General features: G+C 67.9%; 24 protein-coding genes. 6 read left to right on the top strand and 18 right to left on the bottom strand.

Features of this window, described 5'->3' with window-relative positions:
- Positions 1–19: 19 nt before the first annotated feature.
- Positions 20–514, bottom strand: coding sequence for a signal peptidase II (gene lspA / locus AC1D2H_RS23930; protein ID WP_477929895.1), 495 nt, complete (start codon positions 512–514; stop codon positions 20–22).
- A gap of 114 nt (positions 515–628) precedes the next feature.
- Between lspA and AC1D2H_RS23925 the strand changes: the two genes are divergently transcribed.
- A complete protein-coding gene (locus tag AC1D2H_RS23925; protein WP_477929893.1) occupies positions 629–1,135 on the top strand; it encodes a DUF1269 domain-containing protein in 507 nt (168 codons plus the stop codon).
- Positions 1,136–1,141: 6 nt separating this feature from the next.
- Here AC1D2H_RS23925 and ileS read toward each other — a convergent pair whose 3' ends face one another.
- The 10 genes from ileS to AC1D2H_RS23875 all read right to left on the bottom strand — a co-directional run bounded on the left by ileS (position 1,142) and on the right by AC1D2H_RS23875 (position 13,997).
- A complete protein-coding gene (ileS, locus tag AC1D2H_RS23920) occupies positions 1,142–3,964 on the bottom strand; it encodes an isoleucine--tRNA ligase (RefSeq protein WP_478012674.1) in 2,823 nt (940 codons plus the stop codon).
- An 82-nt stretch (positions 3,965–4,046) separates the two neighbouring features.
- Entirely contained in the window at positions 4,047–5,063 is a 1,017-nt protein-coding gene (locus AC1D2H_RS23915) for a bifunctional riboflavin kinase/FAD synthetase (RefSeq protein ID WP_477929889.1), read from the bottom strand.
- A gap of 5 nt (positions 5,064–5,068) precedes the next feature.
- The gene (locus AC1D2H_RS23910) at positions 5,069–5,806 is read right to left on the bottom strand and encodes a pseudouridine synthase (protein WP_477929887.1); all 738 of its coding nucleotides are present in this window, start codon (positions 5,804–5,806) and stop codon (positions 5,069–5,071) included.
- Positions 5,803–6,348, bottom strand: coding sequence for a DUF3617 domain-containing protein (locus AC1D2H_RS23905; protein ID WP_477929885.1), 546 nt, complete (start codon positions 6,346–6,348; stop codon positions 5,803–5,805). The genes AC1D2H_RS23910 and AC1D2H_RS23905 overlap by 4 nt, the downstream gene beginning before the upstream one ends.
- 15 nt (positions 6,349–6,363) lie before the next feature.
- Complete coding sequence (locus AC1D2H_RS23900) at positions 6,364–7,479, bottom strand: acyl-CoA dehydrogenase family protein (RefSeq protein ID WP_478012673.1); 1,116 nt, start codon at positions 7,477–7,479, stop codon at positions 6,364–6,366.
- A gap of 12 nt (positions 7,480–7,491) precedes the next feature.
- Positions 7,492–8,691 (bottom strand): acyl-CoA dehydrogenase family protein, encoded by a 1,200-nt coding sequence (locus AC1D2H_RS23895; protein ID WP_478012672.1) that lies wholly within the window; start codon positions 8,689–8,691, stop codon positions 7,492–7,494.
- A 155-nt stretch (positions 8,692–8,846) separates the two neighbouring features.
- Complete coding sequence (locus tag AC1D2H_RS23890; RefSeq protein ID WP_478012671.1) at positions 8,847–9,767, bottom strand: PEP-CTERM sorting domain-containing protein; 921 nt, start codon at positions 9,765–9,767, stop codon at positions 8,847–8,849.
- A gap of 168 nt (positions 9,768–9,935) precedes the next feature.
- On the bottom strand, positions 9,936–12,755 hold the full coding sequence (prsT, locus tag AC1D2H_RS23885) for an XrtA/PEP-CTERM system TPR-repeat protein PrsT (RefSeq protein WP_478012670.1): 2,820 nt from the start codon (positions 12,753–12,755) through the stop codon (positions 9,936–9,938).
- A 58-nt stretch (positions 12,756–12,813) separates the two neighbouring features.
- Entirely contained in the window at positions 12,814–13,506 is a 693-nt protein-coding gene (locus AC1D2H_RS23880; RefSeq protein WP_478012669.1) for a retropepsin-like aspartic protease family protein, read from the bottom strand.
- A 2-nt stretch (positions 13,507–13,508) separates the two neighbouring features.
- The gene (locus AC1D2H_RS23875; protein WP_477929873.1) at positions 13,509–13,997 is read right to left on the bottom strand and encodes a YajQ family cyclic di-GMP-binding protein; all 489 of its coding nucleotides are present in this window, start codon (positions 13,995–13,997) and stop codon (positions 13,509–13,511) included.
- A 37-nt stretch (positions 13,998–14,034) separates the two neighbouring features.
- Between AC1D2H_RS23875 and murB the strand changes: the two genes are divergently transcribed.
- Both murB and AC1D2H_RS23865 read left to right on the top strand, forming a co-directional pair.
- The gene (gene murB, locus AC1D2H_RS23870; protein ID WP_477929871.1) at positions 14,035–15,114 is read left to right on the top strand and encodes a UDP-N-acetylmuramate dehydrogenase; all 1,080 of its coding nucleotides are present in this window, start codon (positions 14,035–14,037) and stop codon (positions 15,112–15,114) included.
- A 72-nt stretch (positions 15,115–15,186) separates the two neighbouring features.
- Positions 15,187–16,014, top strand: coding sequence for a DNA ligase (locus AC1D2H_RS23865; protein WP_478012668.1), 828 nt, complete (start codon positions 15,187–15,189; stop codon positions 16,012–16,014).
- Positions 16,015–16,184: 170 nt separating this feature from the next.
- Here the strand turns inward: AC1D2H_RS23865 and argG are convergent, their stop codons facing one another.
- The 3 genes from argG to AC1D2H_RS23850 are packed head-to-tail and all read right to left on the bottom strand — an operon-like array spanning position 16,185 to position 18,335.
- Complete coding sequence (argG, locus tag AC1D2H_RS23860) at positions 16,185–17,501, bottom strand: argininosuccinate synthase (protein WP_478012667.1); 1,317 nt, start codon at positions 17,499–17,501, stop codon at positions 16,185–16,187.
- Positions 17,502–17,511: 10 nt separating this feature from the next.
- Entirely contained in the window at positions 17,512–17,778 is a 267-nt protein-coding gene (locus AC1D2H_RS23855; protein WP_477929865.1) for a GNAT family N-acetyltransferase, read from the bottom strand.
- Positions 17,775–18,335 (bottom strand): YaeQ family protein, encoded by a 561-nt coding sequence (locus AC1D2H_RS23850; protein WP_477929863.1) that lies wholly within the window; start codon positions 18,333–18,335, stop codon positions 17,775–17,777. The genes AC1D2H_RS23855 and AC1D2H_RS23850 overlap by 4 nt, the downstream gene beginning before the upstream one ends.
- Positions 18,336–18,447: 112 nt before the next feature.
- On the opposite strand from AC1D2H_RS23850, the gene AC1D2H_RS23845 reads away from it, so the two are divergent.
- Positions 18,448–19,110, top strand: a complete 663-nt coding sequence (locus AC1D2H_RS23845; RefSeq protein ID WP_477929861.1) for a hypothetical protein — start codon at positions 18,448–18,450, stop codon at positions 19,108–19,110.
- Between the two features lie 80 nt (positions 19,111–19,190).
- On the top strand, positions 19,191–21,233 hold the full coding sequence (locus AC1D2H_RS23840) for a M3 family metallopeptidase (RefSeq protein WP_478012666.1): 2,043 nt from the start codon (positions 19,191–19,193) through the stop codon (positions 21,231–21,233).
- A 17-nt stretch (positions 21,234–21,250) separates the two neighbouring features.
- Here AC1D2H_RS23840 and bamE read toward each other — a convergent pair whose 3' ends face one another.
- From bamE to AC1D2H_RS23820, 4 genes are all read right to left on the bottom strand, one after another.
- On the bottom strand, positions 21,251–21,577 hold the full coding sequence (gene bamE / locus AC1D2H_RS23835; RefSeq protein ID WP_478012665.1) for an outer membrane protein assembly factor BamE domain-containing protein: 327 nt from the start codon (positions 21,575–21,577) through the stop codon (positions 21,251–21,253).
- A 125-nt stretch (positions 21,578–21,702) separates the two neighbouring features.
- Positions 21,703–22,113: a hypothetical protein gene (locus AC1D2H_RS23830; protein ID WP_478012664.1), complete on the bottom strand. Its 411-nt coding sequence runs from the start codon at positions 22,111–22,113 to the stop codon at positions 21,703–21,705.
- Between the two features lie 116 nt (positions 22,114–22,229).
- Positions 22,230–22,760 carry an outer membrane beta-barrel protein gene (locus AC1D2H_RS23825; protein ID WP_478012663.1) on the bottom strand — a complete coding sequence of 177 codons (531 nt, stop codon included), beginning with the start codon at positions 22,758–22,760 and terminating at the stop codon, positions 22,230–22,232.
- Between the two features lie 130 nt (positions 22,761–22,890).
- Positions 22,891–24,984: an ATP-binding protein gene (locus AC1D2H_RS23820; protein ID WP_478012662.1), complete on the bottom strand. Its 2,094-nt coding sequence runs from the start codon at positions 24,982–24,984 to the stop codon at positions 22,891–22,893.
- Positions 24,985–25,149: 165 nt separating this feature from the next.
- On the opposite strand from AC1D2H_RS23820, the gene AC1D2H_RS23815 reads away from it, so the two are divergent.
- Complete coding sequence (locus AC1D2H_RS23815) at positions 25,150–25,473, top strand: hypothetical protein (protein WP_477929850.1); 324 nt, start codon at positions 25,150–25,152, stop codon at positions 25,471–25,473.
- Positions 25,474–25,524 lie beyond the last annotated feature (51 nt).

The raw sequence follows: 25,524 nt of genomic DNA, 5'->3' as shown, positions 1-25,524 counted from the left end.
GCCCCGTGAACTAGTGCGCTCAACCGCGGCGTACGCGGCGCAGTTCGTCCAGGATCAGCAGCACGGCCCCGACGGTGATGGCACTGTCGGCCACGTTGAAGGCCGGGAAGTACCAGCCGCCGGCGTGGACCTGGATGAAGTCGACGACGTAGCCGTGGATGGCGCGGTCGATGACATTGCCCAAGGCGCCACCCAGGATCAGCGTCAGCGCCCAGGCGAACAGCTTCTGGTGGCCGTGGCGGCGCAGCATCCAGATGATGAAGCCGGCCGCGACGAGGCCCAGGCCGAGGAAGAACCAGCGCTGCCAGCCCGAGGCGCCATGCAGGAAGCTGAAGGCGGCGCCGAAGTTGTGGGCCCGCACCACGTCGAAGAAGCTGGTGACCGGGTGCACGTCGCCGAGCTGGAAGGTGCGCAGGATGAGCACCTTGGTGAGCTGGTCGGCCAGGATGATGAGGGCGGCAATCAGCAGCCAGTGGGTCAGGCCGGAGGATGAGGACGACGAGCGAGAAGGCATGGAATAGGGGTCGCGAGGCGAGGGCCGCCAATGTAACTTGCCGCCGGGCCGGGGCTTGTAGGCGCAGGAGAAGCGGCGTAGAAGAGGAACTCTCCCTTCTCGCAGGAGGACAACATGCGAAAGCGCATCTACTGGCTGCTGCCCCACCTGAGCAGCGCCCGGCGCACGATGGACGAGTTGTTGCTCGCCCGCATCACCGAGCACCACATCCACTTTGTCGCCGCCGAGGGCGCGTCCATGGACGGCCTGCATGCCGCCAATGTGCTGCAGACCTCGGACCTCGTCGAGGCCGCACAGAGCGGGGCGCTGATCGGTTCCGGCCTGGGTGCGGCGGGCGGCGTCGCGGCGGCCCTGGCGATCAGCGCGGCCTCGCCCGCAGCGGTCGTCATCGGCCTGGCCGCGGTGGGCGCCATGCTGGGCACCTGGTCGTCCAGCATGATCGGCAGTTCGACGCCGAGCCGGCGCCTGAAACGCTTCGAGCAGGCGATCGAGGAAGGGCAATACCTGCTCATCGTCGACGTGCCGCGCTCGCGCATCACCGAGATCGAGGAACTACTGGAACGCACCCACCCCGAAGCGCACTTCGAGGGGGTGGAACCCAATATTCCTGCTTTCCCGTAAGCGAGGTCAGGCAACTGTGCGGGTTTCGCCCGCGCCGTGCAGATTGCTGTCGCAGCGCCCGCACAGCGTCGGGTGCTCGGCATTGCTGCCGACGTCGGCGCGGTAGTGCCAGCAGCGCTCGCACTTGGCGTGGCTGCTGGGAGTCACGACGACGCCCAGTTCGCCCGCTGAAGCCAGGCGCACCGCCGACGTGATGAAGACAAAGCGCAGGTCGTCGCCCAGGCTGCTCAGCAGCATCTGGTCCTGCTCGTTGACCTTGAGCACCAGTTCGGCCTGCAGCGACGCGCCGACGGCACCCGTCGTGCGCACCGCCTCGATGGCCTTGTTGACCTCGTCGCGGATCTCGTGGATGCGATTCCACTTGGCCAGCAGCGAGGCATCGGTGGCACCGAAGTTCCAATAGGTCTCGGTGAAGATGCTCTCGCCCTTGCCCAAGACTGCCCAGGCTTCCTCGGCCGTGAAGCTCAGGAAGGGCGCCATCCAGCGCAGCATGGCGTGCGTGATCTGCCACAGTGCCGTCTGCGCCGAGCGGCGCGCCAGGCTCTTGGGTGCCGTCGTGTAGAGGCGGTCCTTCAGCACGTCGAGGTAGAAGGCTCCGAGGTCTTCGGAGCAGTAGACCTGCAGCTTGGAAACCACCGGGTGGAACTCGTAGCGCTCGAAGTGCGCCAGGATGTCCGTCTGCAGCTCGGCGGCGCGGGCCAGCGCGTAGCGGTCCACTTCCAGCAGGTCTTCAGCGGCGACGCTGTCCGTGGCGGGATCGAAGTCGCTGACGTTGGCGAGCAGGAAGCGCAGCGTGTTGCGGATGCGGCGGTAGCTGTCGACGACGCGGGCGAGGATCTTTTCGTCCAGTCCCAGGTCGCCGGAGTAGTCGGTCGCGGCCGTCCACAGGCGCAGGATCTCGGCGCCGAACTTGTCCGACACGGCCTGCGGCGCGACCACATTGCCCATGGACTTGCTCATCTTGCGGCCCTGGCCGTCGACGACGAAGCCATGGGTCAGCAGCCCCTTGTAGGGTGCGCGGCCGTAGAGGGCGCAGGCGATCAGCAGTGACGAGTGGAACCAGCCGCGGTGCTGGTCATGGCCTTCGAGGTAGAGGTCGGCCTCGGGGCCGCTGTCGTGGCCGGCGCCCTTGTGGCTGCCCTTGAGCACATGCTCGAAGGTGGAGCCGGAGTCGAACCAGACGTCCAGGATGTCCTGGCCCTTGGTGTAGTGGACGGCTTCCGTGCCCAGCCACTCGGCGGCGTCGAGCTTGGACCAGGCTTCGATGCCGTTGGCCTCGACCAGCTGGGCGGCACGTTCGATGAACTCCAGCGTGTCCGGGTGCGCCTCGCCCGTGTCCTTGTGCAGGAAGATGGGCAGGGGCACGCCCCAGCTGCGCTGGCGCGAGATGCACCAGTCGGGCCGGCCGGCGATCATGTCGTGCAGGCGGGCGCGGCCGTTCTCGGGGTAGAAGCTGGTCGCCTCGATGGCGGCCAGTGCCGTCTTGCGCAGGCTGTCAGGCGCTTTGTTCGTCGTGAACAGGCCGTCGCCCTCGTCCATGCGAACGAACCACTGGGCCGCGGCGCGATAGATGACGGGTGACTTGTGGCGCCAGCAATGCGGGTAGCTGTGGGTCAGCTTGCTCTGGGCCATCAGGCGGCCGGCGTCCAGCAGCGCCTGCGCGATGACGGGGTTGGCCTTCCAGATGTGCTGGCCGCCGAACAGCGGCAGGTCGGCGGCGTAGGCGCCATTGCCCTGCACGGGGTTGAGGATGTCGTCGAAGGCCAGGCCGTGGGCGACACAGGACTGGAAGTCGTCCAGGCCATAGGCGGGTGCGGAGTGGACGACGCCGGTGCCATCCTCGGCCGTCGCGTAGTCGGCGAGGTAGACCGGGCTTTCGCGGTCGTAGCCCGGGTCGACGTGCGCGAGCGGGTGCTTGAACTTCAGCAGTTCCAGCGAGCGGCCGGGCGTGGTCGCGACGACGCTGCCTTCCAGTTGCCAGCGCGCCAGGCATTTCTCCACCAGCGCCTCGGCAACGACGAAGTAGCCCTTGGGCGTGTCGACCAGCGCGTAGGGCAGCTCGGGGTTGAGGTTGAGCGCCTGGTTGGCCGGGATGGTCCAGGGCGTGGTCGTCCAGATGACGGTGAAGGCTTCCTTGGCCAGCGGCGCGACGCCGAAGGCCGCAGCGAGCTTGTCCGGTTCGGCGCTCAGGAAAGCCACGTCGACGGCCGGGCTCTGCTTGTCGGCGTACTCGATCTCGAACTCGGCCAGGGAGGAACCGCAGTCGAAGCACCAGTAGACGGGCTTGAGGCCGCGGTAGACGAAGCCGCGCTCGAACATGCGCTTCAAGACGCGGATCTCGCCGGCCTCGTTGGCGAAGTTCATCGTCTTGTACGGGTTGTCCCATTCGCCGAGCACGCCCAGGCGCTTGAAGTCCTGGCGCTGGCCGTCGATCTGCTCGGTGGCATAGGCGCGGCTCTTGGCCTGCACCTCGTCGCGCGGCAGGCCGCGGCCGAAGGTCTTCTCGATCTGGTTCTCGATGGGCAGGCCGTGGCAGTCCCAGCCGGGGATGTAGGCCGCGTCGAAGCCCGCCAGCTGGCGCGCCTTGACGATCATGTCCTTCAGGATCTTGTTGGCGGCGTGGCCGATGTGGATCTGGCCATTGGCATAGGGCGGGCCGTCGTGCAGCACGAACTTCGGCGCGCCGCAGCGCGCGTCGCGCAGGCGCTTGTACAGGCCTTGCTCGTCCCAGGCCTTGACCCAGCCTGGCTCGCGCTTGGGCAGGTCGCCGCGCATCGGGAAAGGCGTGTCGGGCAGGTTGAGCGTGGAGCGGTAGTCCGGGGTGGTCATGGCGTGCGGCCAGACGAAAAGTCTGGCGGGTCTGGCGTTCAGAAGTCGGGGAGGGCGGAGCGAAGAGCGGCTGGGAGCCGCTTCAAATTCGGTCGCGCGTGGTCTGGCGTCGCTGTGCGGCGTGGGTGGCCAGGAAGGCGCGAGCTGCCTCGGTGTCGGCGGCAATCGCGGCCGTGAGCGCGTCCAGCCCGTCGTACCTGGCTTCGTCGCGAAGTTTGTGCAGCAGTTCCACGCGGGCGAGTTTACCGTAGCCCCCCTCTGCACCCAGGGGCCATTCCAGGCAGTGGACCTCGAGCAGCACGCGCCCCGCATCCTCCACGGTGGGCCGCCGGCCCAGGCTGGCGACGCCCGGCAGGGGCTCGGGCGCCAGGCCGTGGACGAGGACGGCGAAGATGCCCTGGGCAGCCGGCTTGTCGTGGTCGAAGCGCAGGTTCAGCGTGCGAAAGCCATCGGCGGCGCCGGGGGCGCTCTCGCCGAGCTGGCGACCCAGTTTGCGGCCATGGGTGACATGACCCGAGATGGCATAGGGCCGGCCCAGCAGCGAGGCGGCGGCGGCCATGTCGCCCGCCGCAAGCGCCTCGCGCACGGCCGAGCTGCTGACGCGCAGGCCGTGCACCTCGTAGCTCATCATGCGGGCGACGTCGAAGCCGCGCGCCTGGCCGGCGGCATCCAGCGTCGCGTAGTCGCCCTGGCGCTTGGCGCCGAAGCGGAAGTCGTCGCCGACCAGCACATAGCGGGCGCCCAGGCCATCGACCAGCACCTGGCGGATGAAGTCCTGGGCCGGCAGCGAGGCCAGGGCCTCGTCGAAGCGCAGGATGACGACCTGGTCGACGCCACAGCGCTCGAGTTCAACCAGCTTGTCGCGCAGATTGGCGATGCGCGCAGGGGCGAGTTCGGGCTTGCCAGCCTTGGCGGCGAAGAAGTCGCGTGGATGCGGCTCGAAGGTCATCACGCAGGTCGGCAGACCGCGGTGGCGGGCCTCGGACTGCAGCAGGGCCAGCATGGCCTGGTGGCCGCGGTGCACGCCATCGAAGTTGCCGATGGTGAGCGCGCAGGCGGGGGCGATGCCGGGGTGGTGGAAACCTCTGAAAACTCGCATCGGCCCTATTGTCCCCAGACCTCGTCCGGGCTGCCGATCCAGCGCCATTCACCCGGCTTGAGGTCGGCTGACAGCGTCAGCGCGCCGAACTGCGGCCGGTGCAGCGCCTCGACGCGATTGCCCACCGCGGCGACCATGCGTTTGACCTGGTGGTATTTGCCTTCCACCAAGGTCAGCCGCAGCAGCGTCTCGTCGACGATCTCGGCGCCTTCGGCCTTGCTGATCTCGGGAGGGCGCTGGAACTTGCCAGGCACCTTGCTTTCGGGCTCTTTCAACTCCACGCCGGCCAGCAGCTGCTCGACCATGGCCGCCGTCAGCGGATGCTTGCAGCGCGCCTCATAGACCTTGGGCACATGGTGCTTGGGCGAGGTCAGCTTGTGGATCAGCGTGCCATCGTCGGTCAGCAGCAGCAGGCCCGTCGTGTCCTCGTCCAGCCGGCCGATGGGCTGCACGCCGCGCTCGCGCAGTGGCGCGGGCAGCAGGCTCAGCACACTGGGGTGATGCTTGGGCTTCTGCGAGCACTCATAGCCGGCGGGCTTGTTCAGCAGGACCAGGGCCTTGTCGAAGACGGGCCACTCCTGCCCGTTGACGGTGAAGCGCAGCCCTTCGGTCTCGAACTCGGTATCGGGTTCCTCGACGACCTCGCCGTTGACGCTGACTTCACCATGCCACACCAGGCCGGCGCACAGACGGCGTGTACCAAAACCCTGGCTGAACAGGATCTGCGAAAGCTTCTGCTTCACTTGGCCTGGGGGGAGGGCATGGGCTTCACGTCGCCACAGTCGGCGCCCAGCCAGCGGCCTTCGCCGCTGACCTTGGTGGTCTCGGTCTTGCCCTGGCGTTGATGGCGGATGGTGACGTCGTTGGTGAAGCCCTCGTTGCCGCGCAGCGTGACCGTCGCGTCGCCTTCCGACGCTGGGTCGGTGCAGACGAAATGCGTCTGGATGGTGCTGCCGCTGCGCTTGATCTCCTGCGTGCAGTTGCCTTGGTGATTCACCGGCGCCATGTTGCGCTCCGCCTGCTCCTTGGTGACGCAGGTCTTGATGGTGATCCCACCGCCAGACATGCTGACGTTGACGCCCTTCTGGGCCATCATCTTCTCGATCATCTGGCGCTGCTCGGGCGGCATGCTCTCCATGGCCTTCTGGGCCTGGGCCATCTGGGCCTGGCGCGCCGGGTCGAGCTGGGGCGTCTGTTTGAACTCCCACAGCCCGGGCTTCATCTGCTGGGCGTGGGCGGCGCCAGCCAGCAGGCCGGCGAACAACAGGATGGCAGGGATCTTCATCGGCGACCTCCAGGGTCAGGCAAACACCCCCGCAGTGTCCTGCATCCGGGCGCTGACTTCACCGAGGTGATGCAGGGTGTCGCCCCATTGCATCTCCATGACCGTCAGGCGCTTGAAGTAGTGGCTGCCGACATACTCGTCGGTGACGCCGATGCCGCCGTGCATCTGCGTGCATTGCTGGCCGACGAAGCGCATCGAGTTGCCGAGTTGCACCTTGGCCTGCGATGCCGCGCGGCGGCGCACGGCCGGTGCGTCGCCCAAGCGCAGCGTCGCGTAGTAGCTCATCGAGCGGGCCAGTTCCAGCTGCATCTTCACATCGGCCGCACGGTGGCGCAGCGCCTGGAAGCTGCTGATCACGACGCCGAACTGCTTGCGGGTGTTGAGGTACTCGACGGTCAGCGCCAGGTACTTCTCCATGACGCCGACGGCCTCGGCCGCCTGGGCGGCAATGCCGATGTCTGCCGCCAGCTCCAGCAGCGCCAGGCCCTGCTCGGGGCCGACGATGAGTTCGCCGGGGGTGTTGTCCAGATGCACTTCGGCAGCGCGTGAGCCGTCGTAGATCGAATAGGGCCGCGTGTGTACGCCGGCCGCCGAGCGCTCCACCAGGTAGAGGGCGATGCCGTCGGTGCCGTCCACGCGGGCCGGCACGATGAAGGCGTCGGCCACATCGCCGGCCGGCACCAGGCTCTTCACGCCCGTCAGCTTGCCGTCGACGGCGCGCGTCGCGACCTGGCTCAGGCGGTAGCGCGACTTGGCCTCCTGGTGGGCCAGCACGACGAGGGCCTCGCCACCGGCAATGCGCGGCAGCCAGGCGGCCTGCAGCGCGTCCGGCGCATGGCTGAGCAGCGCCGGCGCGATCAGCGCACCCTGGGCCACCGGCTCCATGACGAGGCCGCGGCCCAGCTCTTCCATGACCACCATCGCCTCGACGGCACCGAAACCCAGGCCGCCATGGGCCTCGGGCACGGCCAGCGCGGTCAGGCCGAGGCCGGCCAGGCCGTCCCAGGCGGCGCGATCGAAGCCACCGGCGCGCTCGATCTGGACGCGGCGCTCGAAGGCGTAATCCTTGTCGACGAAGCGGCGCACGGCATCGCGCAGGGCTTGCTGGTCTTCAGAGAAATCGAAATCCATGTCTTGTCTCCCTCAGCCGAGCACGGTCTGCGCGACGATATTGCGTTGCACTTCGTTGGAGCCGCCGTAGATCGTCGTCTTGCGGACGTTGAGGTAGTTGCCGGTCAGCGGGATGGCATGGTCGGCGCCACCTATCCAGGCACCACCCAGCCACTGGTCGCCCTGCCAGCCGGCTTCCATGGCCTCGTGGACATAGGGCAGGGCGAGCGGGCCGCCGGCCAGCATCATCAGTTCGGTGTAGCGCTGCTGCAGCTCGCTGCCGCGGATCTTCAGCAGGCCCGCGACGTCCAGCGGCTGCTTGCCGGTGCGCTCACCCGACAGCACGCGCAGCACCATCATCTCCAGTGCCACGACGTCGACCTCGCACAGCGCGATCTGGTCGCGAAAGCGCGTGTCGTCCATCAGCCCTTCGGCCTTGGCGATGCGCTTGAGGCGCTCCAGTTCGCGCTTGGCGCGGTTCACGTCGGCGATGTTGGTGCGCTCGTGCGAGAGCAGGTGCTTGGCATAGGTCCAGCCCTTGTTCTCTTCGCCGATCAGGTTCTCGGCCGGCACCTCGACGTTGTCGAACCAGACCTCGTTCACCTCGTGCTCGCCGTCGAGCATGATGATGGGCTTGACGCTGACGCCAGGCGTCTTCATGTCGATGAGCAGGAATGAAATGCCGGTCTGCGGCTTGCCCTCAGAAGACGTGCGCACCAGGCAGAAGATCCAGTCGCCATATTGGCCCAGCGTCGTCCAGGTCTTCTGGCCGTTGACGATGTATTTGTCGCCCTGCCGCTCGGCGCGGCACTTCAACGAGGCCAGGTCCGAGCCCGAGCCCGGTTCGCTGTAGCCCTGGCTCCACCAGACCTCGCCGCTCATGATGCCGGGCAGGAAGCGCTGCTGCTGCTCCGGCGTGCCGAAGGCCATGATGACCGGCGCCACCATCACCGGGCCGAAGGGCACGATGCGCGGTGCGCAGGCGAGGGCGCATTCCTCCTCGAACAGATGACGCTGCACGGCATTCCAGCCCGGGCCACCGAACTGCTTGGGCCAGGCCCAGCCATGCCAGCCCTTGGCGCCGAGGATCTTGGCCCAGCGCTGCAGGTCGTCCTTGTTCAGGCGCAGCGCGTTGCGCACCTTGTGGGCGATATCGGCCGGCAGGTTGGCGTGCACCCAGTCGCGCACCTCGGTGCGGAAGGCCAGCTCCGCATCGGTGAAATTGAGGTCCATTGGTCTGTCCCCGTCGCTGTGTTGTCGTGATGAGAATCCGCGCGTTTTAGCACGGTCGTTCGCATCCTGGCTGTCCGGCCAGGGACAGAACAGCGAGTTGGCTTCCAGAAAGCAGAAAGCCGCCCGGAGGCGGCTTTCAGTCGAGATGACTCGGGTCAGGCGGCGAGCTTGGCCTGGCGGCGGCGCAGGCCGAAGACACCTGCCAGCGCGACACCCGTCAGGGCCAGCGAAGCCGGCTCGGGGACGTTCTGGTTGGAACCACCGCAAACGCCGTTGGCGTTGACGGCCTGCAGGCACTTGCTGCCGGCGGCGGCGTAGAGCTTGAAGAAGTCGTCGCCGTTGGTCAGCGAGCCGCGGTTGTCGGTCTGTGCGCTTTGCGTGAAGCCGCTGTTGTAGGCCGTGATCAGCCACCAGCTGGACGTCTTGCCCTGCGCGTTCACGGCGTTGTAGGGGTCGTTCGTGTCCTTGATGAAGTCGCCGTAGTTGCCGACGAGTTCCCAGCCTGCCATCGAGCCGGCAGCCGTGCCGCCCAGCGTCGGGGCGGCGCCGCCCGTCCAGCGGAACAGCGAGACGTCGACCGTCTTGCCCTGCGACGTCGTGTTGGCGCCGCAAGTGCCGGCGGCGTAGGTGATGACGCTGGTGGAGTTGTTCTTGCAGGCCACTTCCGCGTTCGCGGTGGTGCTGTCGGTGAAACCCAGGCCGATGCTGGACAGCACGGTGGTGGCGCTGAAGGTCAGCAGCACGCCTTCGGTGTTCTGGTTGTTGTCCAGCGCGTGATAGGGCGAGCCGTTGTCGGAGCCGGAGTACATGCCTTCGCCGTTGCCTGCGAAGTTGGTCAGCGTGCCCGCCGTCCAGTTGCCGGCCAGCTTGTTGGAGCCGTTCAGCGTGTTGTCGACATAGAAGCCCGACATCTTGACCGTGTAGGCAGCGTTGCCGCTTTCGCCGAACGTCGTGCTCGTGGCGACGGTGGCGTTGTTGTTGGGGTCAAGGTTCCAGTAGGCCTGAGCAGCACCACTCCAGGCCAGGCCTGCGATGAGCGCCGTCAGAGCGGTCATGCGGATGGAAAGGGCTTTCATCGGTTTTTTCCTTTGTTGTCGCCAGCGGCGGTCAAATCTGATTTGGTAAAAGCAAACTCAATGCCAGCACTGAAATCTCTTTACCGTTCAAGGACTTGATATTGCGTTTTGACCGGCTTGATAAAAATTGTAAGAACAACCGACAGCGAAGCGGTGAGTTTTGACCCCTCAATTGAGGGTGGCCAGCAGCTTTCTGGCGTCGTCTGCTGCGGCGAAGTTCGCATTTCCCTTCAAGGCGGCGCCAAGCTCCTCCCGGGCTTCTCCCTTGCGGCCCGCCTGGGCAAGGACGACCGCCAGGTGATAACGGACATCCGGAACATCGGGAGCACGCAGGCGCGCCTCGCGCAGCAACTGCAGGGCGCGTTCTGGTTTACCCGCGAGATGGTTGGCCCAACCCGCGGTATCCATCAGCTTGGGATTGCGGTTGTCGACCTTGTAGGCGCGCTCGGCCATGTCCAGGGCGCCGGGGTCCTTGGACTCCATCAGCACATTGGCGAGGTTGTTCAAGGTCTCGGCGTGGTTGGGACGTTGCTTGAGGATGGCGTCGTACTGCTTGCGGGCGGCGGCGAAGTCGCGCAGGCGCAGGTGCTGCTCGGCCACGGCGTTGCGCACGGCCAGGTCGCTGGGGTTTTTCCTGAGCCAGCTCTCCCCGAGTTCGATGGCGGCCTTCGGACCGTTCTGGCCGCCCACCGCGCGCATCAACCGGGCCAGGCTGGCCTGGGACTTCTCGATGTCATGCGCCTTGCGCAAGGCATCGATGGCGGCCGTGGCCTGGCCGCGGTAGGTCGCGACCTCGGCGAGCAGGTTGTAGCCGATGGCCGATTTCGGCGCGGCTTGAACGACCTGGCGGGCGCGCTGCTCCGACTTGGCGGCGTCGCCGCGGGCGAGGTCGACACTGGCCAGCATGGCCTGGGCCGGGACGAAGTCGGGGTTGCCGCTCAATGCCTTGTCCAGGCTGTAGGAGGCGCCGCTGAAGTCCTTGATGCTGATCTGCTGACGAGCGACCTCCAGCAGGCGAGGCGCATCGAAGGCCGCACGGCGCGCCGCATTCGTCAGCGTCGTCTTCGCGCCCGCCGTGTCCCCATTGGCCGCCTGGGCGCCGGCATAGGCCTGCAGTGCCTCGACGTCTTCGGGCAGTTTGGCCAGCAGGGCCTTGGCTGCCTCGACGGCGCGGGCTGGCTGGCCCTTGTGCAGATGCCAGGCCACGAGTGCGAAGTTGGCGCGCGTTTCTCGGGCGCTGCTGGCCTCGGCCGCGCTTTCCAGCCATTTCAGCGACTCCTCGTCCTTGCCCCAGCGTTCGTGCAGCAGGGCCAGTTCGAACAGCACATTGGTGTTGCGCTCGTCGTTCTTCAGCACTTCGCGCAGCCGCTTGTTGGCTGCATCGAAGTTGCCGGTCACCGTGTCGATGCGGACGAGGCCGAGCCGGGCCTCCATCAGCTTGGGATCCAGCTTGAGCGCCTTCTCGTAGCCCGCCCGGCCACCCGGATAGTCGCCGGACTGGGCCTTGGCATAGGCCTGGACCATCAGCACGGTCGCGTTGTTCGGGTTGGCGCGGGCCAGGCCCTCGGCCACCGCCAGCGCCTTGGCCGGCTGGTCTTCGCGCAGATACAGGGTGATCAGCGCCAGGCCGGCATAGGTCTGCTTGGGATCGGCCTTGTAGGCCTTGGCGAGCTCCTCGGCGGCGGGCGTGGACTTGCCACTCTGCAGCAACGACAGGCCCAGGGCCGTGCGGTACTCCGGCGAGTCCTTGGCCTTCAGGGCGTCCTGCATCAGCGCAACCGCGCGCGAATGCCGGCCTTGGTTCATATGGGCCGAGGCCAGCATCAGCAGTGCCTGGCCATCGCCGGGGCGCGCCTTGACGTAGGCCTCCAGCAATTCGATGGCGCGGTTGACGTTGGGTTCCTTCAGCGCAACCTGAGCCAGCAGCTTGACCAGCGGGCTGCCGGGCTGCTGGCGTGAAGCCAGTTCGAGGAAGGGCTTGGCCTTTTCCAGCTCACCCAGGCTGTAGTGGGCCAGGCCGTTGAGCATCAGCAGCTGGGTGCGGTAGCGGATGTACTCGATGGGAACCGGGTCGAGCAGGTCCGTGACCTTCTTCAGCGCGGCCCGCGAGGTGGCCGGGTCATTGGCGCGCTCGGCGAGCACCGCCCGAAGGTAGGAACCGCGCGGGTCATTGGGCTTGAGGACCTGCAGCTCGTTGACCTCGGCCAGCGCATCGGCATCACGGTTCAGGTCGACCAGCAGCCCGGCGCGCGCGAGATGGGATTCGGCATGCTTGGGCTCGGCCTTGATGGCGCGCTCGTAGCCGGCCAGCGCCAGCGAAACCTGGCCGGCGGCATGGTGGATAGAAGCCTTCTGGTAGAGCGCCTCGGCGTTGTCGGGGGCCAGCTTGAGGGCCTGGTCGGCCGCGGCATGGGCTTCACCGAACTGGCGGCTGCGCACGCGCAGTGGAATCTCAGCAATCCAGCTGTTCACGTCGCTGGTGTTCAGCGCGCGCGCGTCCAGCACGCTGGCCAGGGCGGCCTTGGTGTCGCCCATGTCGGACTGGGCCAGCGCGCGCTCCAGCATCAGTTGCTGCTGGATGCCGGGCGGCAGGCCGGCAGGCTGCAGGCGCGGGTCTTCCAGCATCTGCGTTTGCTTGCCCTGGGAGTTCATCGCCATGGCCAGGGCGACGGCGACCTCGGCGCGGTTGACGCCCAGGCGGATGGCTTCCCCCAACTCGAATTCGGCCGCCGCGGGCTGGCTGTCGGCCTGCAGCGCCTTGCCGAGCAGCACGTGGACGGGGAGCTGGCTCTTGTCGGCCTGCAGCGCGTTCTTCAGCTGCACGATGGCGCCCGGGATGTCGCGCTTCTCGTAGCGCTGCAACGCGTCTTCGTAGAAGCGCGAGGCCTTGGCGGCATCCTGGGCGAAAGCGCCAGGTGCGCTGGCGATCAGCAGGAGGGCCAGCAGACCGGGAAGCGAAGCGGGCAACAGGGCGCGTGTAGGGGTCATCGAGGCAGGCCGGCGAAGAGAGGGGCGCCGGATTCTTGCAGAAGCCTGCCCGCGCCTCTCAGTAGCGCAACTCCAAAGTCATGACGTCGTTCTCGCGCCGCATCTGGAAGCGATTCAGGAAGCTGTTGCCGAGCAACACATGGTTCATCAGGCCGGGGATGACGATCGCATCCACGTCGCGGACCTCGATCGAGCCGATGCGCACGCTGGCCAGCTGGATCTGGTAGGCGGGCACGACACCATTGGCCGTCTGCGTGACGATGCGCTTGCCGTACATATAGCGCAGGCCCAGCTTTTCGGCCTCGACCTGGCCGATGGCCACCGAGGTCGATCCCGTGTCAACGAGAAAGCTCGTGACCTGGYCGTTGATCATGCCCATCGTCGTGAAGTGGCCGCCGGGGCCCGCGGGCAGCATGATCTGGCGCGGCGCAGGAGCACCTTGGGAGACCACGCGCCCCGGCGCTGCGCCCAGCGTGAGCGCCTGGCGCCGGCCGCCATATTCGACGACGGCGCGGCCGTCCTCGATGGCGATCAGGCGCACGCCCTGGACGCTGGCGCCGACCTCGACGGTGCGCGGCTGGCCATCGATGACCAGCAGGGCCGCGCGCGAGCCCAGCATGCCGTTGAGCTGCACCTGGGCGGGCGGCAGCGGCAAGGGCTGGGCCAGGGCCTGGTGCGAGACCAGCAGCGAGACCAGCAGAAAGACCAGTAGCAAGGGCAGGGGCAGCAGCAGCCCCACGAAGCGGTGCATGCTCAGTCGCGGAAATTGTTGTACGTGAGCGGCGTGTCGCTGAAGTTCTTCTTCAGGTGGGCGATGCCGGTCTGCAGATCGTCGCGGTTCTTGCCGGTGACGCGGACGGCATCGCCCTGGATGCTGGCCTGGACCTTGAGCTTGCTCTCCTTCAGCGAGGCCACGATCTTCTTGGCGAGGGTGGCTTCGATGCCTTCCTTGATCTTGTAGACCTGGCGCACCTTGTCGCCGCCGAGCTTCTCGATCTTCTCGGCCTTGTCGAGGAAGCTGATGACGACGTCCTGTTTGGTCAGCTTGCCGTACAACACGACCTCGATCTGCTCCAGCTGGAACTCGCTGTCACCGGTGGCGTGGATTTCCTTGTCCTTGAGCTCGACCTTGGCGCCCGTCCCCTTGAAGTCGAAACGGGTGCCGATTTCCTTGATGGCGTTGTCYACGCCATTGCGGATCTTGACGTGATCGGGCTCGAGAACGGTGTCGAAGCTGGGCATTTGCAGGGCCGGTAGATGAATCGGCGAAAATTTTCCCATGCCCGCCACCCCCCACAGCGCTTTGCCCCCCTCGAATGAAGCCCCCGGCCTGCAGGTCGAGACCGACGTCAACCTCAAGCCCTACAACACTTTTGGCCTGCCGGCAGTGGCCCGGCGGCTCGTGCGCATTCGCGAGGCGGCCGATGTGCGCCGGGTGGTCGACCACCCGGATCTGGGCCTCGCACCGAAGTTCGTGCTGGGCGGCGGCAGCAACCTGGTGCTGACCCGGGATGTCGAGGCCGTCGTGCTGAAGGTGGAAATTACCGGCATCCGGCTGTTGGAAGAGCGCGACGACGCCTGGATCGTCGAGGCCGGCGCCGGCGTGGTCTGGCATGAGCTGGTCACCTGGACGCTGGATCACGGCTATCCGGGCCTGGAGAACATGGCGCTGATCCCCGGCACGGTCGGCGCCGCGCCGGTGCAGAACATCGGCGCCTACGGCATCGAGGTCAAGGACAGGCTGGAGGCCGTCGAGGTGATGGACCTCATCACCGGCCGGCCGGCCCTGCTGCCGGCCGAGGTCTGCCGCTTCGGCTACCGCGACAGCGTCTTCAAGCACAGCGACTTTGGCGGCTTGGCAGGAAAAAGCGTCATCACCCGGGTGCGCTTTCGCCTGCCCAAGCCCTGGCAGCCGGTGCTGGGCTATCTGGAACTGGAACGCAAGATGGCCGAGACCGGCATCACCGCGCCGGATGCGCGCCAGATCTACGACTGGATCTGCGCCGTGCGCCGCGCCAAGCTGCCCGACCCGGCCGTCATCGGCAACGCCGGCAGCTTCTTCAAGAACCCGGTCGTCACGGCCGAGCAGTGCCGCGACATCATCGGCCGCGACCCCGGCATCGTTCACTATCCCATGCCTGATGGAAGCGTGAAGCTGGCCGCCGGGTGGATGATCGACGCCTGCGGCTGGAAGGGGAAGACGGTGGGCGGAGCGGCGGTCTACGAGAAACAGGCCCTGGTGCTGGTCAACAAGGCGGACGCGCGCGGCGCGGAGGTCGTGACGCTGGCGCGGGCCATCCAGGAAAGCGTCTACGGGCGCTTTGGCATCCGGCTGGAGCCGGAGCCGGTGGTCCTATAGAGGTGAATCCTGCCGCCCGCGGGCTGTCGGTCGGATCGATCATGCTGCTTCCGGTTGCAACGGAGGATGGCCATGGATGGGATGACCTTGAGCCGGCGCGTGTGGCTGGCCTGGCTCGGAAGCTTGAGCCTGCCGGCGCTGGCCTTGGAGCCGCTGCTGGCGAAGAACGCGCCGGCCGGCATCGACCCGCGACCCTATCTCGTCAGCGAGAAGCTCGACGGCGTGCGCGCGCTGTGGGATGGCAAGTTGCTGAAGTTCCGCAGCGGCCGCCCCATTGCCGCGCCCGCCTGGTTCCTGGCCGAGCTGCCCGCACAGCCGCTCGATGGCGAACTGTGGATGGGGCGACGCAGCTTCGATGCGCTGTCGGCCACGGTGCGGCGTGCGGAGCCGGTGGCCGCGGAGTGGCGGCTTCTCAGCTACCGCGTCTTCGAGCTGCCGGCGGGCGAGGGGGATTTCGAACGCCGCGCCGCAAGGCTCGCGACCATGGCCGGCGGCGTCGTCATGCCGGTGCCCCAGCAGCGGCTCAACTCCAACGCGGAACTGCGGGCCCGGCTCAAGCAGGTGGTCGATGCCGGCGGCGAAGGGTTGATGCTGCATCGCGCCGACGCGCCCTTGGCCTCGGGTCGCAGCGACCTGCTGTTGAAGCTGAAACCGGTGGCCGACGCCGAGGCGGTGGTCGTCGGCCATGAGCCCGGCAAAGGCCACCTCACCGGCCAGTTGGGTGCCCTGGAAGTGCAGACGCCCGAGGGTGTTCGCTTCAAGCTGGGAACCGGCTTCAGCGAGGCCCAGCGCCGCGACCCGCCGCCGATCGGCGCCACCGTCACCTACCGCTATCGTGACCTGACGACTGGTGGCAAGCCGCGCTTTGCGAGCTTCCTGCGCGTGGCTGACTCCTTTTGATGCCTTCTGAAGCCGCCTACAGCCAGCTCAGCAGCTTCTGCAGCCACAGGGGCAGGGGACGGCCGGGGACGTAGTTCTGACGGTACTGGCTGTACATGGTGGGCTCCTCAAAGCGAATACTGTAGATTTATACAGTATTCGCCGCGGCCCCGCCAGTGTGGGCCGGGAAATTACTCCAGCCTGGGCAGGCCGCCGCCAGCCAGCAGGCCGGTGCCGGTGTAGATGCCCAGCTTGGCGCGCGTGTCGGTGATGTCGAGGTTGCGCATGGTCAGCTGGCCGATGCGGTCGGCGGGGCTGAAGGGCGCGTCCTCGACCTTTTCCATGCTGAGTCGCTCCGGCGCATAGGTCAGGTTGGGGCTCTTGGTGTCCAGCAGCGAGTAGTCGTTGCCGCGGCGCAGTTCGATGGCCACTTCGCCGGTGACGGCGCGGGCGATCCAGCGCTGGGCGGCTTCGCGCAGCATGATGGCCTGCGGGTCGAACCAGCGGCCCTGGTAGAGCAGGCGGCCCAGCTTGCGGCCGTTGTCGCGGTACTGCTCGATGGTGTCCTCGTTGTGGATGCCGGTGACGAGGCGCTCGTAGGCGATGTGCAGCAGGGCCAGGCCCGGGGCCTCGTAGATGCCGCGGCTCTTGGCCTCGATGATGCGGTTCTCGATCTGGTCGCTCATGCCCAGGCCGTGGCGGCCGCCGATGATGTTGGCTTCGGCCAGCAGGGCCACCGGGTCGCGGTACTCGACGCCGTTCAGCGCGACGGGCATGCCTTCCTCGAAGCGCACCGACACCTGCTCGGCCTTCACGACGACGTCGTCACGCCAGAACGCCACGCCCATGATGGGGTTGACGATCTTGATGCCGCTGTTCAGATGCTCGAGGTCCTTGGCCTCGTGCGTGGCGCCCAGCATGTTGGAGTCGGTCGAATAGGCCTTCTCCGCGCTCATCTTGTAGGCGAAGCCCTTCTCCGTCATGAAGGCCGACATCTCCGCGCGGCCGCCCAGTTCATCGATGAAGGTCTGGTCCAGCCAGGGCTTGTAGATCTTCAGCGACGGGTTGGTCAGCAGGCCATAGCGGTAGAAGCGCTCGATGTCGTTGCCCTTGAAGGTGCTGCCGTCGCCCCAGATGTTGACGCCGTCGGCCTGCATGGCGGCCACCAGCATGGTGCCGGTCACGGCGCGGCCGATGGGCGTGGTGTTGAAGTAGGTGACGCCGGCGGTGCTGATGTGGAAGGCGCCGGCCTGCAGGGCGGCGATGCCTTCAGCCACGAGCTGGGCGCGGCAGTCCACCAGGACGGCCTTCTCGGCACCGTACAGCATGGCCTTGCGCGGGATCTCGTCGTAGTCCGGCTCGTCGGGCTGGCCCAGGTTGGCCGTGTAGGCATAGGGCAGGGCGCCCTTGAGCTTCATCCAGTGCAGGGCGGCGGAGGTGTCGAGGCCACCGGAGAAGGCGATGCCGACCTTCTGGCCGACGGGAACGGATTGCAGGATCGTGGACATAGGGTTCTCTTCAGGCGATGTGGTTCTGCCACTCGGGGTGGCGCTGGATGTAGAGCTGGGCGTAGCTGCAGGCGGGCACGACCTTCAGGCCCTGGCCTGCAGCCCATTGCAGGCCGGCCTCGACGAGCTGGGCTGCCAGGCCCTGGCCGCGGTAGGCCGGCGGCACGCCGGTATGGGTGAAGGTGACGTGGCCGCTGCCCAGCTGATAATCGAGCACGCTGACAGGCGTGGTTGGCAGCGTGAAGCGCTGGGCTTCAGGCTCGTGCTGCGGTGTCATTCGCCGGCCACCTTCAAGGCGATGGGGTGGATCTCCACCGAGGCGTTGGCGGTCGACACATAGATGCTGCCGTCCTGGATGCTGATCTGCAGCTGCATGCTGCGCTCGGCCAGAGCGATCAGGGCCTGGGACTGTTCGGCCGGGATCTGCCAGACCGCCAGGCGCGGCGCGCGGGTCAGCTTGTTCTCGATGCCGCTCCACCACACCGGCGTGCTGGATGCGAAGCTGTAGACGCTGACGCGGCGGGCGCGGCCATGCGCCTTCATGAGCCGGCGCTCGTCTGGCTGGCCGAGGTCGATCCAGTGCTGCACCTCACCCGTCAGGTCGAGCTGCCAGAGGTCGGGCTCGTCCACGTCGGACAGCCCCTTGGTGAACTCGAGCCGGCCGTTGAGGTCGTCGGCCGCGACGTTCAGCGCGTAGGCCAGCACGCGGATCATCATGCGTTCATCGGTCTCGCTGGGGTGGCGGGCGATCGTGAGGGCATGGTCGCCGTAGACATGGCGGTCCATGTCGGCGATCTGGAGCTGGGCTTTGTGGATGGTGGCTTTGAGCGCCATGCGTAGGTGGTAACCAATGGAACTAAGGGCAGCCGGCGATTATCGCGGCGAAGCCTCGTGGCATCATTCCGCCTCCCGCTTTGAACCTTCGCAACCCGGTTGCGCCCTCTTCATGAAACGCATTCTTCTTCCGCTGGTCCTGGTCATCGCCGTCTCCGCCCAGGCACAGATCACGAACAACACCAAGGCCAAGGTCGACCCGAAGAACAACAAGGTCAGCAACCCGGTTGTCGAGAAGCCCAAGGCCAAGCTGATGTCGCGCGACGAGTTGCGCGCCTGCATCGACCAGCAGGAGGCCAACAGCAAGGAGTCCGAAGCCATCAAGGCTGACCAGGCCGCCTACAAGGCCAACGCCGAGAAGCTCAAGGCCGAGAAGGCCAGCATCGAGGCCGGCGAGGCCACGCTGGGCAAGCAGGTGGCCGAGGTCAAGGCCGAGCGCGAAGGCATCCTGAAGGCCCATGAGGCGCTGACCGCCGAGGCCCCCAAGCTCGAGAAGGCCGAGCTCAAGGCCCGCAACGAGGCCTACCAGGCCCGTGCAACCGCCTTCGGCCCCATGATCGAAGCGCTGAAGGCCGCCGACGCCGAACAGGGCGCCAAGCGCAAGGCCTTCTCCGACAAGGTCGACGCGCTGGACGCCCAGTTCAAGGCCATCGAAGACCGCACCGAGAAGCACTTCGACGCCAACGACAAGTGGAAGGCCGAGTGCCAGAACAAGGCCTACGACGAGAACGACGAAAAGGCCATCCGCAAGGAAAAGGCCGCCGCGGGCAAGTGATCCGCACCGGCCGCTGACGCCAGCCGCACGGGCCGCCTCCCCAGCAGGGAGCGGCCCTTTTTGTTTTCCGAGGACTCCGCATGAGCACCAACCCGCTGCTGCAGGACTGGGCCGGCCCACACGGTCTGCCCCCCTTCGCCGATATCGCCCCCGCGCATTTCCAGCCCGCCTTCGACATCGCGCTCGCCGCCCATCGCGCCGAAGTCGACGCCATCGCCGCCCAGGCCGATGCGCCAGCCTTCGCCAACACCGTGGCTGCCTTCGATGCCAGCGGCCGCCAGCTGACCCGCCTCGAACATCTCTTCTACACGCTGGCCGCCTCGGCCACTTCGCCGGAACTGCAGGCCGTGCAGCGCGCCCTGGCCGCGCCGCTGGCCGAGCACGGCAGCGCCGTCTACATGCACCAGGGCCTGTTCGCGCGCATGGATGCCTTGTTCGAGCAGCGCGAGCAGCTCGGCCTCACGCCCGAGCAGCGCCGCCTGCTGGAGCGCGTGCACCTGGACTTCCTGCGCGCCGGTGCCCGCCTCGCGCCTGAAGCGCGCACGCGCTACGCCGCCGTCATGGCCCGCCTGGCGGAGCTGAACACGCGCTTTGCGCAGAACGTGCTGGCCGCCGAGAACGGCTACCAGCTGCGGCTGACGACCGAAGCCGAACTCGCCGGCCTGCCCGGCTTCGTGCGCGCCGCCGCGCGCCAGGCGGCGATTGACCGCGGCCTGGAAGAGGGCGTCCACGTCATCACGCTGTCGCGGTCGCTGATCGTGCCTTTCCTGAGCTTCAGTGCGCGGCGTGACCTGCGCGAGCAGGCCTGGCGCGCCTGGGTCGGCCGTGGCGATGACACGGGGGAGACCGACAACCGCGAGATCTGCGCCGAGATCCTGGCGCTGCGTGCTGAACAGGCCAAGCTGCATGGCCATGCCTGCTATGCCGACTACGCGCTGGAAGACACCATGGCGCGCAACCAGGCAGCTGTCATGGGCCTGCTGGAGCGCGTCTGGCACCCGGCGCTGGCCGCCCAGGCCCGCGAACGCGAAGCCGTGCAGGGCGCCATGGCGGCCGCCGGCGCCAGCCACGAACTGCAGGCCTGGGACTGGCGCTTCTATGCCGAGCAGGCCAAGCGCGTCCGTTTCGAGCTCGACGAAGCCGAGGTCAAGCCCTATTTCTCGCTGGACCGCATGGTGGCCGCGATGTTCGACTGCGCCAGCCGCCTGTTCGGTCTGCAGTTCAAGGCCAGGCCCGACCTCGCCGGCTACCACGCCGACGTGCGCGCCTACGAGGTCTTCGATGCCGACGGTTCCGTGCGGGGTTTGTTCCTGCAGGACAACTTCGCGCGGCCGACCAAGCGCAGCGGCGCCTGGATGAATGCGATGCGCAACCAGAGCCGTGCGCTGGGTGCGACACCCGTCATCCTGAACAACAACAACTTTGCGCGCGGTGCCGCCGGCGAGCCGACGCTGCTGAGCTTCGACGACGTGCGCACGCTCTTTCACGAGTTCGGCCATGGCCTCCACGGCCTGCTGTCCAGCGTCGAGCATGAGCGCCTGGCCGGCACCCAGGTGCTGCGCGACTTCGTCGAACTGCCCTCCCAGCTCTACGAGCACTGGATGGCCGAGCCGCAGGTGCTCAAGACCTTTGCCCGCCACTGGCAGACCGATGAACCCCTGCCCGACGCGCTGCTCGCCAAGCTGCAGGCGGCGCGCCAGTTCGGCCAGGGCTACGAGACGCTGCGCTACACGGCCAGCGCCATCGTCGACATGGCGGCACATTCGGCCCCGCAGCCACCCAGCGACGTCGTCGCCTTCGAGCGCGACACACTGGCGCAGTGGCAGCTGCCTGCCGAGGTCGGCCTCAACCACCGGTTGACCCACTTCCAGCATCTGTTCAGCAGTGCCGGCTATGCGGCGGGCTACTACGTCTACCTGTGGGCCGAGGTGCTGGACTGCGATGCCTTCGATGCCTTCGTCGAGGCCGGCAACGTCTTCGACACGGTGGTGGCCGCACGTCTGCGCGAATGCATCTACTCGGCCGGCAACAGCCGCGAGCCGGGCGAGGCCTTCCGTGCCTTCCGCGGCCGCGATCCGGTGGTCGAGCCCATGTTGAAGGATAGAGGCCTGCTGCCGGCCTGAGGGGTGGCGTCGCGCCTTCAACGGTGGCCGTGGCCGGAGTCTCCTGGCACTTCGGTGGCGGAAGCCACCTTGCCATCGGTGTCGAAGTCGATCTCGAACACCGTCGGTTCAATGCCGGCCACGCGGTAGGTGTAGACCGAACCCGGTTGATTGCGGTAGGAGATGTCGGTCTGCGGCCGGCCCAGCAGTTGCCGGACGTCGGCCTGGCTCATGCCGACGCTGACCAGCGTCTCCTGGCGAGCATCGACCGTGTACCCCGGTGCAGCCTGGGCGCCGGCCGCGCCGAGAAACAGGCCGATGGCCAGCAGCGCGCTGGACGGTGGGGAGAAGCGTACGAGCGTCATGATGACTCCTTGTGGTCGTGACTTGACAGGCTCCGGGGCGGCTGCGGGATCGCAGCGCCTCGCCTGTGCAGACATGTTGAAGACGATCCGGGACCGCAAGATTGCAGCCCGTGCCAGGCAGGAAGTCAGATGTCATCGAGCGGCCCGCCGCCTGGCGTTGCGCTGCTCTCAACGGCGCTCAGGTCCACGAACAGCCGGGACTCGCGCCCCGGCGCCAAGCTGRGGTAGTACCCGCGCCTTGCGTTGCCCTGCCGTGCCGTGACCAGGTAGGGCCCGCCCGGCAGCACCAGGCGGTTGACGGCAGCACCGGTGTTGAGGTGGCCAACGCAGCGCCCCTGCCGGTCCTGCACGCGCAATTCCAGCGTCGGCGGCTGGCCGGGCGCTGCGGCGTGCAGGTAGTGGGCTCGTAGCTGCCGCCACCAGGCCGCCACACCCGTGGCGACCGGTGGGTCGGTGACATGAATCAGCAGCACGGCGTCGGCCTGCGGTGTGGCCTCGCCGTGGCCGTGCGGCCCGGCTTGCGGCGGCGTGTTCACGAGATGCTCCCGTGACGCGGGTCGCGCGTTGCCCGCCTGGGTTCAGCAATATGCATGGGGCCTCCGGTTGCCGAGCCGGCTCGGCGCGATGGATGGACGGGCGTGGGCCGGTCGGTTCAGAAGCCCAGCCGCAGGCCGACGGTCAACTGGCCCACGCTGGGCCGCTCGTCGAAGGCGTTGGCGCGGTAGTGCTCGTATTCGGCGCGCAGCGTCGTTTGCGTGTTGATTGCGTACTCGGCGCCCAGGCCGAGCTTGAGCCCGGCGCCGCCGTCGCCGCCGGTCGGCGACGAGAAGTGGACATGGTCGGCGCCGACGCTGCCCAGCAGCGAGACCTCATGCCCCAGCGGCAGGCGGCCGACGAGGTCGAGGAATTCGCCATGGGCGCTGACACTGCCGGTGTCGCCCTTGAGGCGGCCCAATGTGGCCAGGCCCGCCTCCAACGCGAAGTTGGGCGTGAACTGGTAGCCGCCGTAGACCTTGCCGGCCACGCCATGGTCGTCGCCGCTGACGCCGTTGACGTCATGGCCGAAGTGCGGCGCGCCAATGCTGGCGCCGACGTAGGCGTCGTCGGCATGGGCCGCTGAGGCCAGCAGGGCCAGGGAGGCCGTCGCTGCCGCGGCCAGGGACTTCAGGTTGAACATCGTCATGATTGGGGCTCCTTCAAGCTCAACCGCATCACCGTGATGCGATGTTGGCGACTGTGTGGTGTCGGGTCGCTGGCTCTGTGACGCGACTGGGCGCCTCATATTGCAGTTGCAATGGCGCGGCGCGGTGTCATCAGGGCAGCAACTGCGCCAGCGCCTGGGCCAGTTCGGCCCGCTGCAGCGGTTTGGCCAGCAGCCGAGTCACGCCCGCCTGGGTCGCACGCTGGGCCAGCAGCGCGCCGCCATAGCCGCTGACCAGCAGCACCGGCAGATCGGGCAGGTGGCGGCGCACTTCGGCCGTGAGCTGGGTGCCACTCAGGCCGGGCATGACCTCGTCGGTGATGACGGCTGCGTAGCCGTGCCCGCGTTCCAGCAGCGTTTCCAGCGCCGCCGCCGGGTCGACAAAGCCGTTCGGCGTGTAGCCCAGCCCGGTCAGCATCTCCATGCCCATGCCCACCAGTTCAGGTTCGTCGTCCACCACCATCACCTGCTGCCCCTGGCCCGCCGCCAGCGCGCGCGGCGCGGCGGCCATGCCTCCCGGCGCCTCCAGGCATTCAGGCAGGTAGAGCGTGAAGCGTGCACCTTGGCCCGGCGCGCTCTGCACGTCGATGGCGCCGCCCAGCTCCGCCACCACGCCATGCACCACCGCCAGTCCCAGCCCCGTGCCGGATTGGGCGCCGCGCGTGGTGAAGAAGGGCTCGAAGAGCCGCTCCATCACCTCGGCCGACATGCCCGTGCCCCGGTCGGCAACGCTCAGGCGCAGGTAGTCGCCAGGCTGCAGCCGGCTGTGCGACAGCACCTGGGGTGTGCGGGCCTGCCAGCGATCCAGGTGCACGCTCAGCTGGCCGCCGTCCGGCATGGCCTGCATGGCATTCGTGCACAGGTTCATCAGCGCCTCGAAGGCCTGCGTCGAGTCGCCGCGCAGCCTGGCACCGGGTGCCGCGAGCGCGCGCTCCAGCACGATGCCGGGCCGCAAGGAGCCCGACAGCAGCGTCAGCACCTCGTCGATCACGGGCTCCAGCGCGAACACGCTGGAGCTGCGGGCGCCGCCCTTGCTGAACGAAAGGATGCGCTCCACCAGCTGTCTGCCGCGCAGGGCCGCCTGCATGACCTTGTCGAGATGACGCGCCTGGGTGCTGCCGGCCGGGGCCTCGTCCTGGGCCATCTCGGTGTAGCCGACGATGCCCGACAGCACATTGTTGAAATCATGGGCGACCCCGCCGGCCAGCGTGCCCAGCGCTTCCAGCTTGCTGGCCCGGGACTGCTGGGCGGCCAGGCTGTGCCGGGCCATCTTGCGGTGGCGCTCGGCGCGCAGCACGTGGTGGACGGCCACTATCGCGAGCAGCAGCAGCAGCGCAAGGATCGCGACCGTCAGCTGCACGACGCCGCGCCAGCCGGCGAGCACCTGGCCCAGGTCGCGCGACACCAGCAGCACCAGCCCATAGCGGCCCACCGTGTGCTGCGCGACGAGGTGGCGGCTGCCGTCCTGGAAGCGGCGCTGCTCGAGTTCAGCATGCCGGGCCAGCGTCTGCGCGGTCAGGGCCTCGTCGCCATGAGGCCGCGGCGCATTGACGCTCGCGAGCAGGGCGCCATCGCGCCGGAACACATACATGCGGGCGTCCGGCGCCGGCAGTGCCGCGGGGAAGGCGCCAAGGAGGCCCTGCGCCGGCACGGTGCCGACGATCCAGCCGGCGGCGCGGGCCTGCGCATCCACGCCGTGCGTCGCCAGGGCCACCAACGGGGCACCGCCGCCCGGCATGGTGAACGGCCGGCTCACGGCGATGGCGCCAGGTTCTAGGCTGCGCAACGTGGGCAGAAAGCCGTCGAGCGCGGGCAGCGCCTGGCCGTCGGACTGCGCCGTGGGCTGACCCTGGTCGTCCAGCAGCCAGAGGTCCTGCACCATGGGCATCAGGTCGGCGCGTGAGCGCAGTTCCCGGGCTGACAGCAGGCCTGTGCGGCCCATGCGCGCCTCGCGCAACTCGTTCTGCAGGGCGTGCAAGCCTTCCTCGGCGCCCCGCAGGCCGCGGTCCAGCTCGTCGGTAAGGGCCTGGGAGAGCACACTCAGCTCGCGCCGCTGGGCGTTCAACGCCTCGCTGCGCAGATGCCACAGCACCGCCGCCGCCGTGCCGGCCAGCACCAGCCAGCCGGCGAAGGCCAGGGCCCACGGAGCCCAGGATGAGGGCGGCGGCCCCGGCTTGTCGACGAGCGGGGCAAGGGGATGGCGCATGCCCGCAGTCTGGCCGTGGTCAGCCCCTCAGGGCAAGGTGGCCTGGATGACATCTGCAACACAGCGGTCCCGGTGTTGCCATCAAGCGCCCCAACGGGCCCGGCACAGTCCCGACCCAGGCCCGGCTCATGGGGAGCTGTCGGCCCGTGCACACTGGAGTCTGACGTGAAACACCGCATTGCCCGGTACCTCCTGCCCTCCCTGCTGAACAGCCTCGCCCTGGTGTTGGCGCCCGCGGGCGCTCAAGGCATCAGCCCCGCGCAGGAGTCCATGATCCAGCCCGGCATGAGCCAGGCGCGCGTGCAGACCCTGCTGGGCCTGCCCTCGCACGAGTTCCATTTCGTCAAGGAGGGTGTGACGGCCCTGACCTACGAACTGCCCGGGCAGGCCGCCAGCGGCGAGGTGTTCGACATCGACATCGACGCCCGCGGGCGGGTCGTGCACGCGGCAGAACTGGTCGAGGTGGCCGGCCACCGCAGCGGGCGTTGATGCAAGCCGGGGACGCGGTGCTGCACGCTACAGTGGCCGCGTCCACCAGCC

This window comes from Roseateles sp. P1_C1_2, assembly GCF_056406535.1.
Note: the sequence above shows the minus strand (reverse complement) of the source record. Positions and strands in the feature narration are given on the sequence as shown.

What these genes read in the sequence shown, in the direction of transcription:
- bamE (WP_478012665.1), bottom strand. Translation starts at nt 21,577, where the DNA reads ATGACGCTCGTACGCTTCTCCCCACCGTCCAGCGCGCTGCTGGCCATC.
- prsT (WP_478012670.1), bottom strand. Translation starts at nt 12,755, where the DNA reads ATGACCCCTACACGCGCCCTGTTGCCCGCTTCGCTTCCCGGTCTGCTG.
- AC1D2H_RS23845 (WP_477929861.1), top strand. Translation starts at nt 18,448, where the DNA reads ATGAAACGCATTCTTCTTCCGCTGGTCCTGGTCATCGCCGTCTCCGCC.
- murB (WP_477929871.1), top strand. Translation starts at nt 14,035, where the DNA reads ATGCCCGCCACCCCCCACAGCGCTTTGCCCCCCTCGAATGAAGCCCCC.
- AC1D2H_RS23900 (WP_478012673.1), bottom strand. Translation starts at nt 7,479, where the DNA reads ATGGATTTCGATTTCTCTGAAGACCAGCAAGCCCTGCGCGATGCCGTG.
- AC1D2H_RS23905 (WP_477929885.1), bottom strand. Translation starts at nt 6,348, where the DNA reads ATGAAGATCCCTGCCATCCTGTTGTTCGCCGGCCTGCTGGCTGGCGCC.
- AC1D2H_RS23915 (WP_477929889.1), bottom strand. Translation starts at nt 5,063, where the DNA reads ATGCGAGTTTTCAGAGGTTTCCACCACCCCGGCATCGCCCCCGCCTGC.
- argG (WP_478012667.1), bottom strand. Translation starts at nt 17,501, where the DNA reads ATGTCCACGATCCTGCAATCCGTTCCCGTCGGCCAGAAGGTCGGCATC.
- AC1D2H_RS23820 (WP_478012662.1), bottom strand. Translation starts at nt 24,984, where the DNA reads ATGCGCCATCCCCTTGCCCCGCTCGTCGACAAGCCGGGGCCGCCGCCC.
- AC1D2H_RS23890 (WP_478012671.1), bottom strand. Translation starts at nt 9,767, where the DNA reads ATGAAAGCCCTTTCCATCCGCATGACCGCTCTGACGGCGCTCATCGCA.
- AC1D2H_RS23855 (WP_477929865.1), bottom strand. Translation starts at nt 17,778, where the DNA reads ATGACACCGCAGCACGAGCCTGAAGCCCAGCGCTTCACGCTGCCAACC.
- lspA (WP_477929895.1), bottom strand. Translation starts at nt 514, where the DNA reads ATGCCTTCTCGCTCGTCGTCCTCATCCTCCGGCCTGACCCACTGGCTG.
- ileS (WP_478012674.1), bottom strand. Translation starts at nt 3,964, where the DNA reads ATGACCACCCCGGACTACCGCTCCACGCTCAACCTGCCCGACACGCCT.
- AC1D2H_RS23825 (WP_478012663.1), bottom strand. Translation starts at nt 22,760, where the DNA reads ATGACGATGTTCAACCTGAAGTCCCTGGCCGCGGCAGCGACGGCCTCC.
- AC1D2H_RS23865 (WP_478012668.1), top strand. Translation starts at nt 15,187, where the DNA reads ATGGATGGGATGACCTTGAGCCGGCGCGTGTGGCTGGCCTGGCTCGGA.
- AC1D2H_RS23895 (WP_478012672.1), bottom strand. Translation starts at nt 8,691, where the DNA reads ATGGACCTCAATTTCACCGATGCGGAGCTGGCCTTCCGCACCGAGGTG.
- AC1D2H_RS23850 (WP_477929863.1), bottom strand. Translation starts at nt 18,335, where the DNA reads ATGGCGCTCAAAGCCACCATCCACAAAGCCCAGCTCCAGATCGCCGAC.
- AC1D2H_RS23840 (WP_478012666.1), top strand. Translation starts at nt 19,191, where the DNA reads ATGAGCACCAACCCGCTGCTGCAGGACTGGGCCGGCCCACACGGTCTG.
- AC1D2H_RS23925 (WP_477929893.1), top strand. Translation starts at nt 629, where the DNA reads ATGCGAAAGCGCATCTACTGGCTGCTGCCCCACCTGAGCAGCGCCCGG.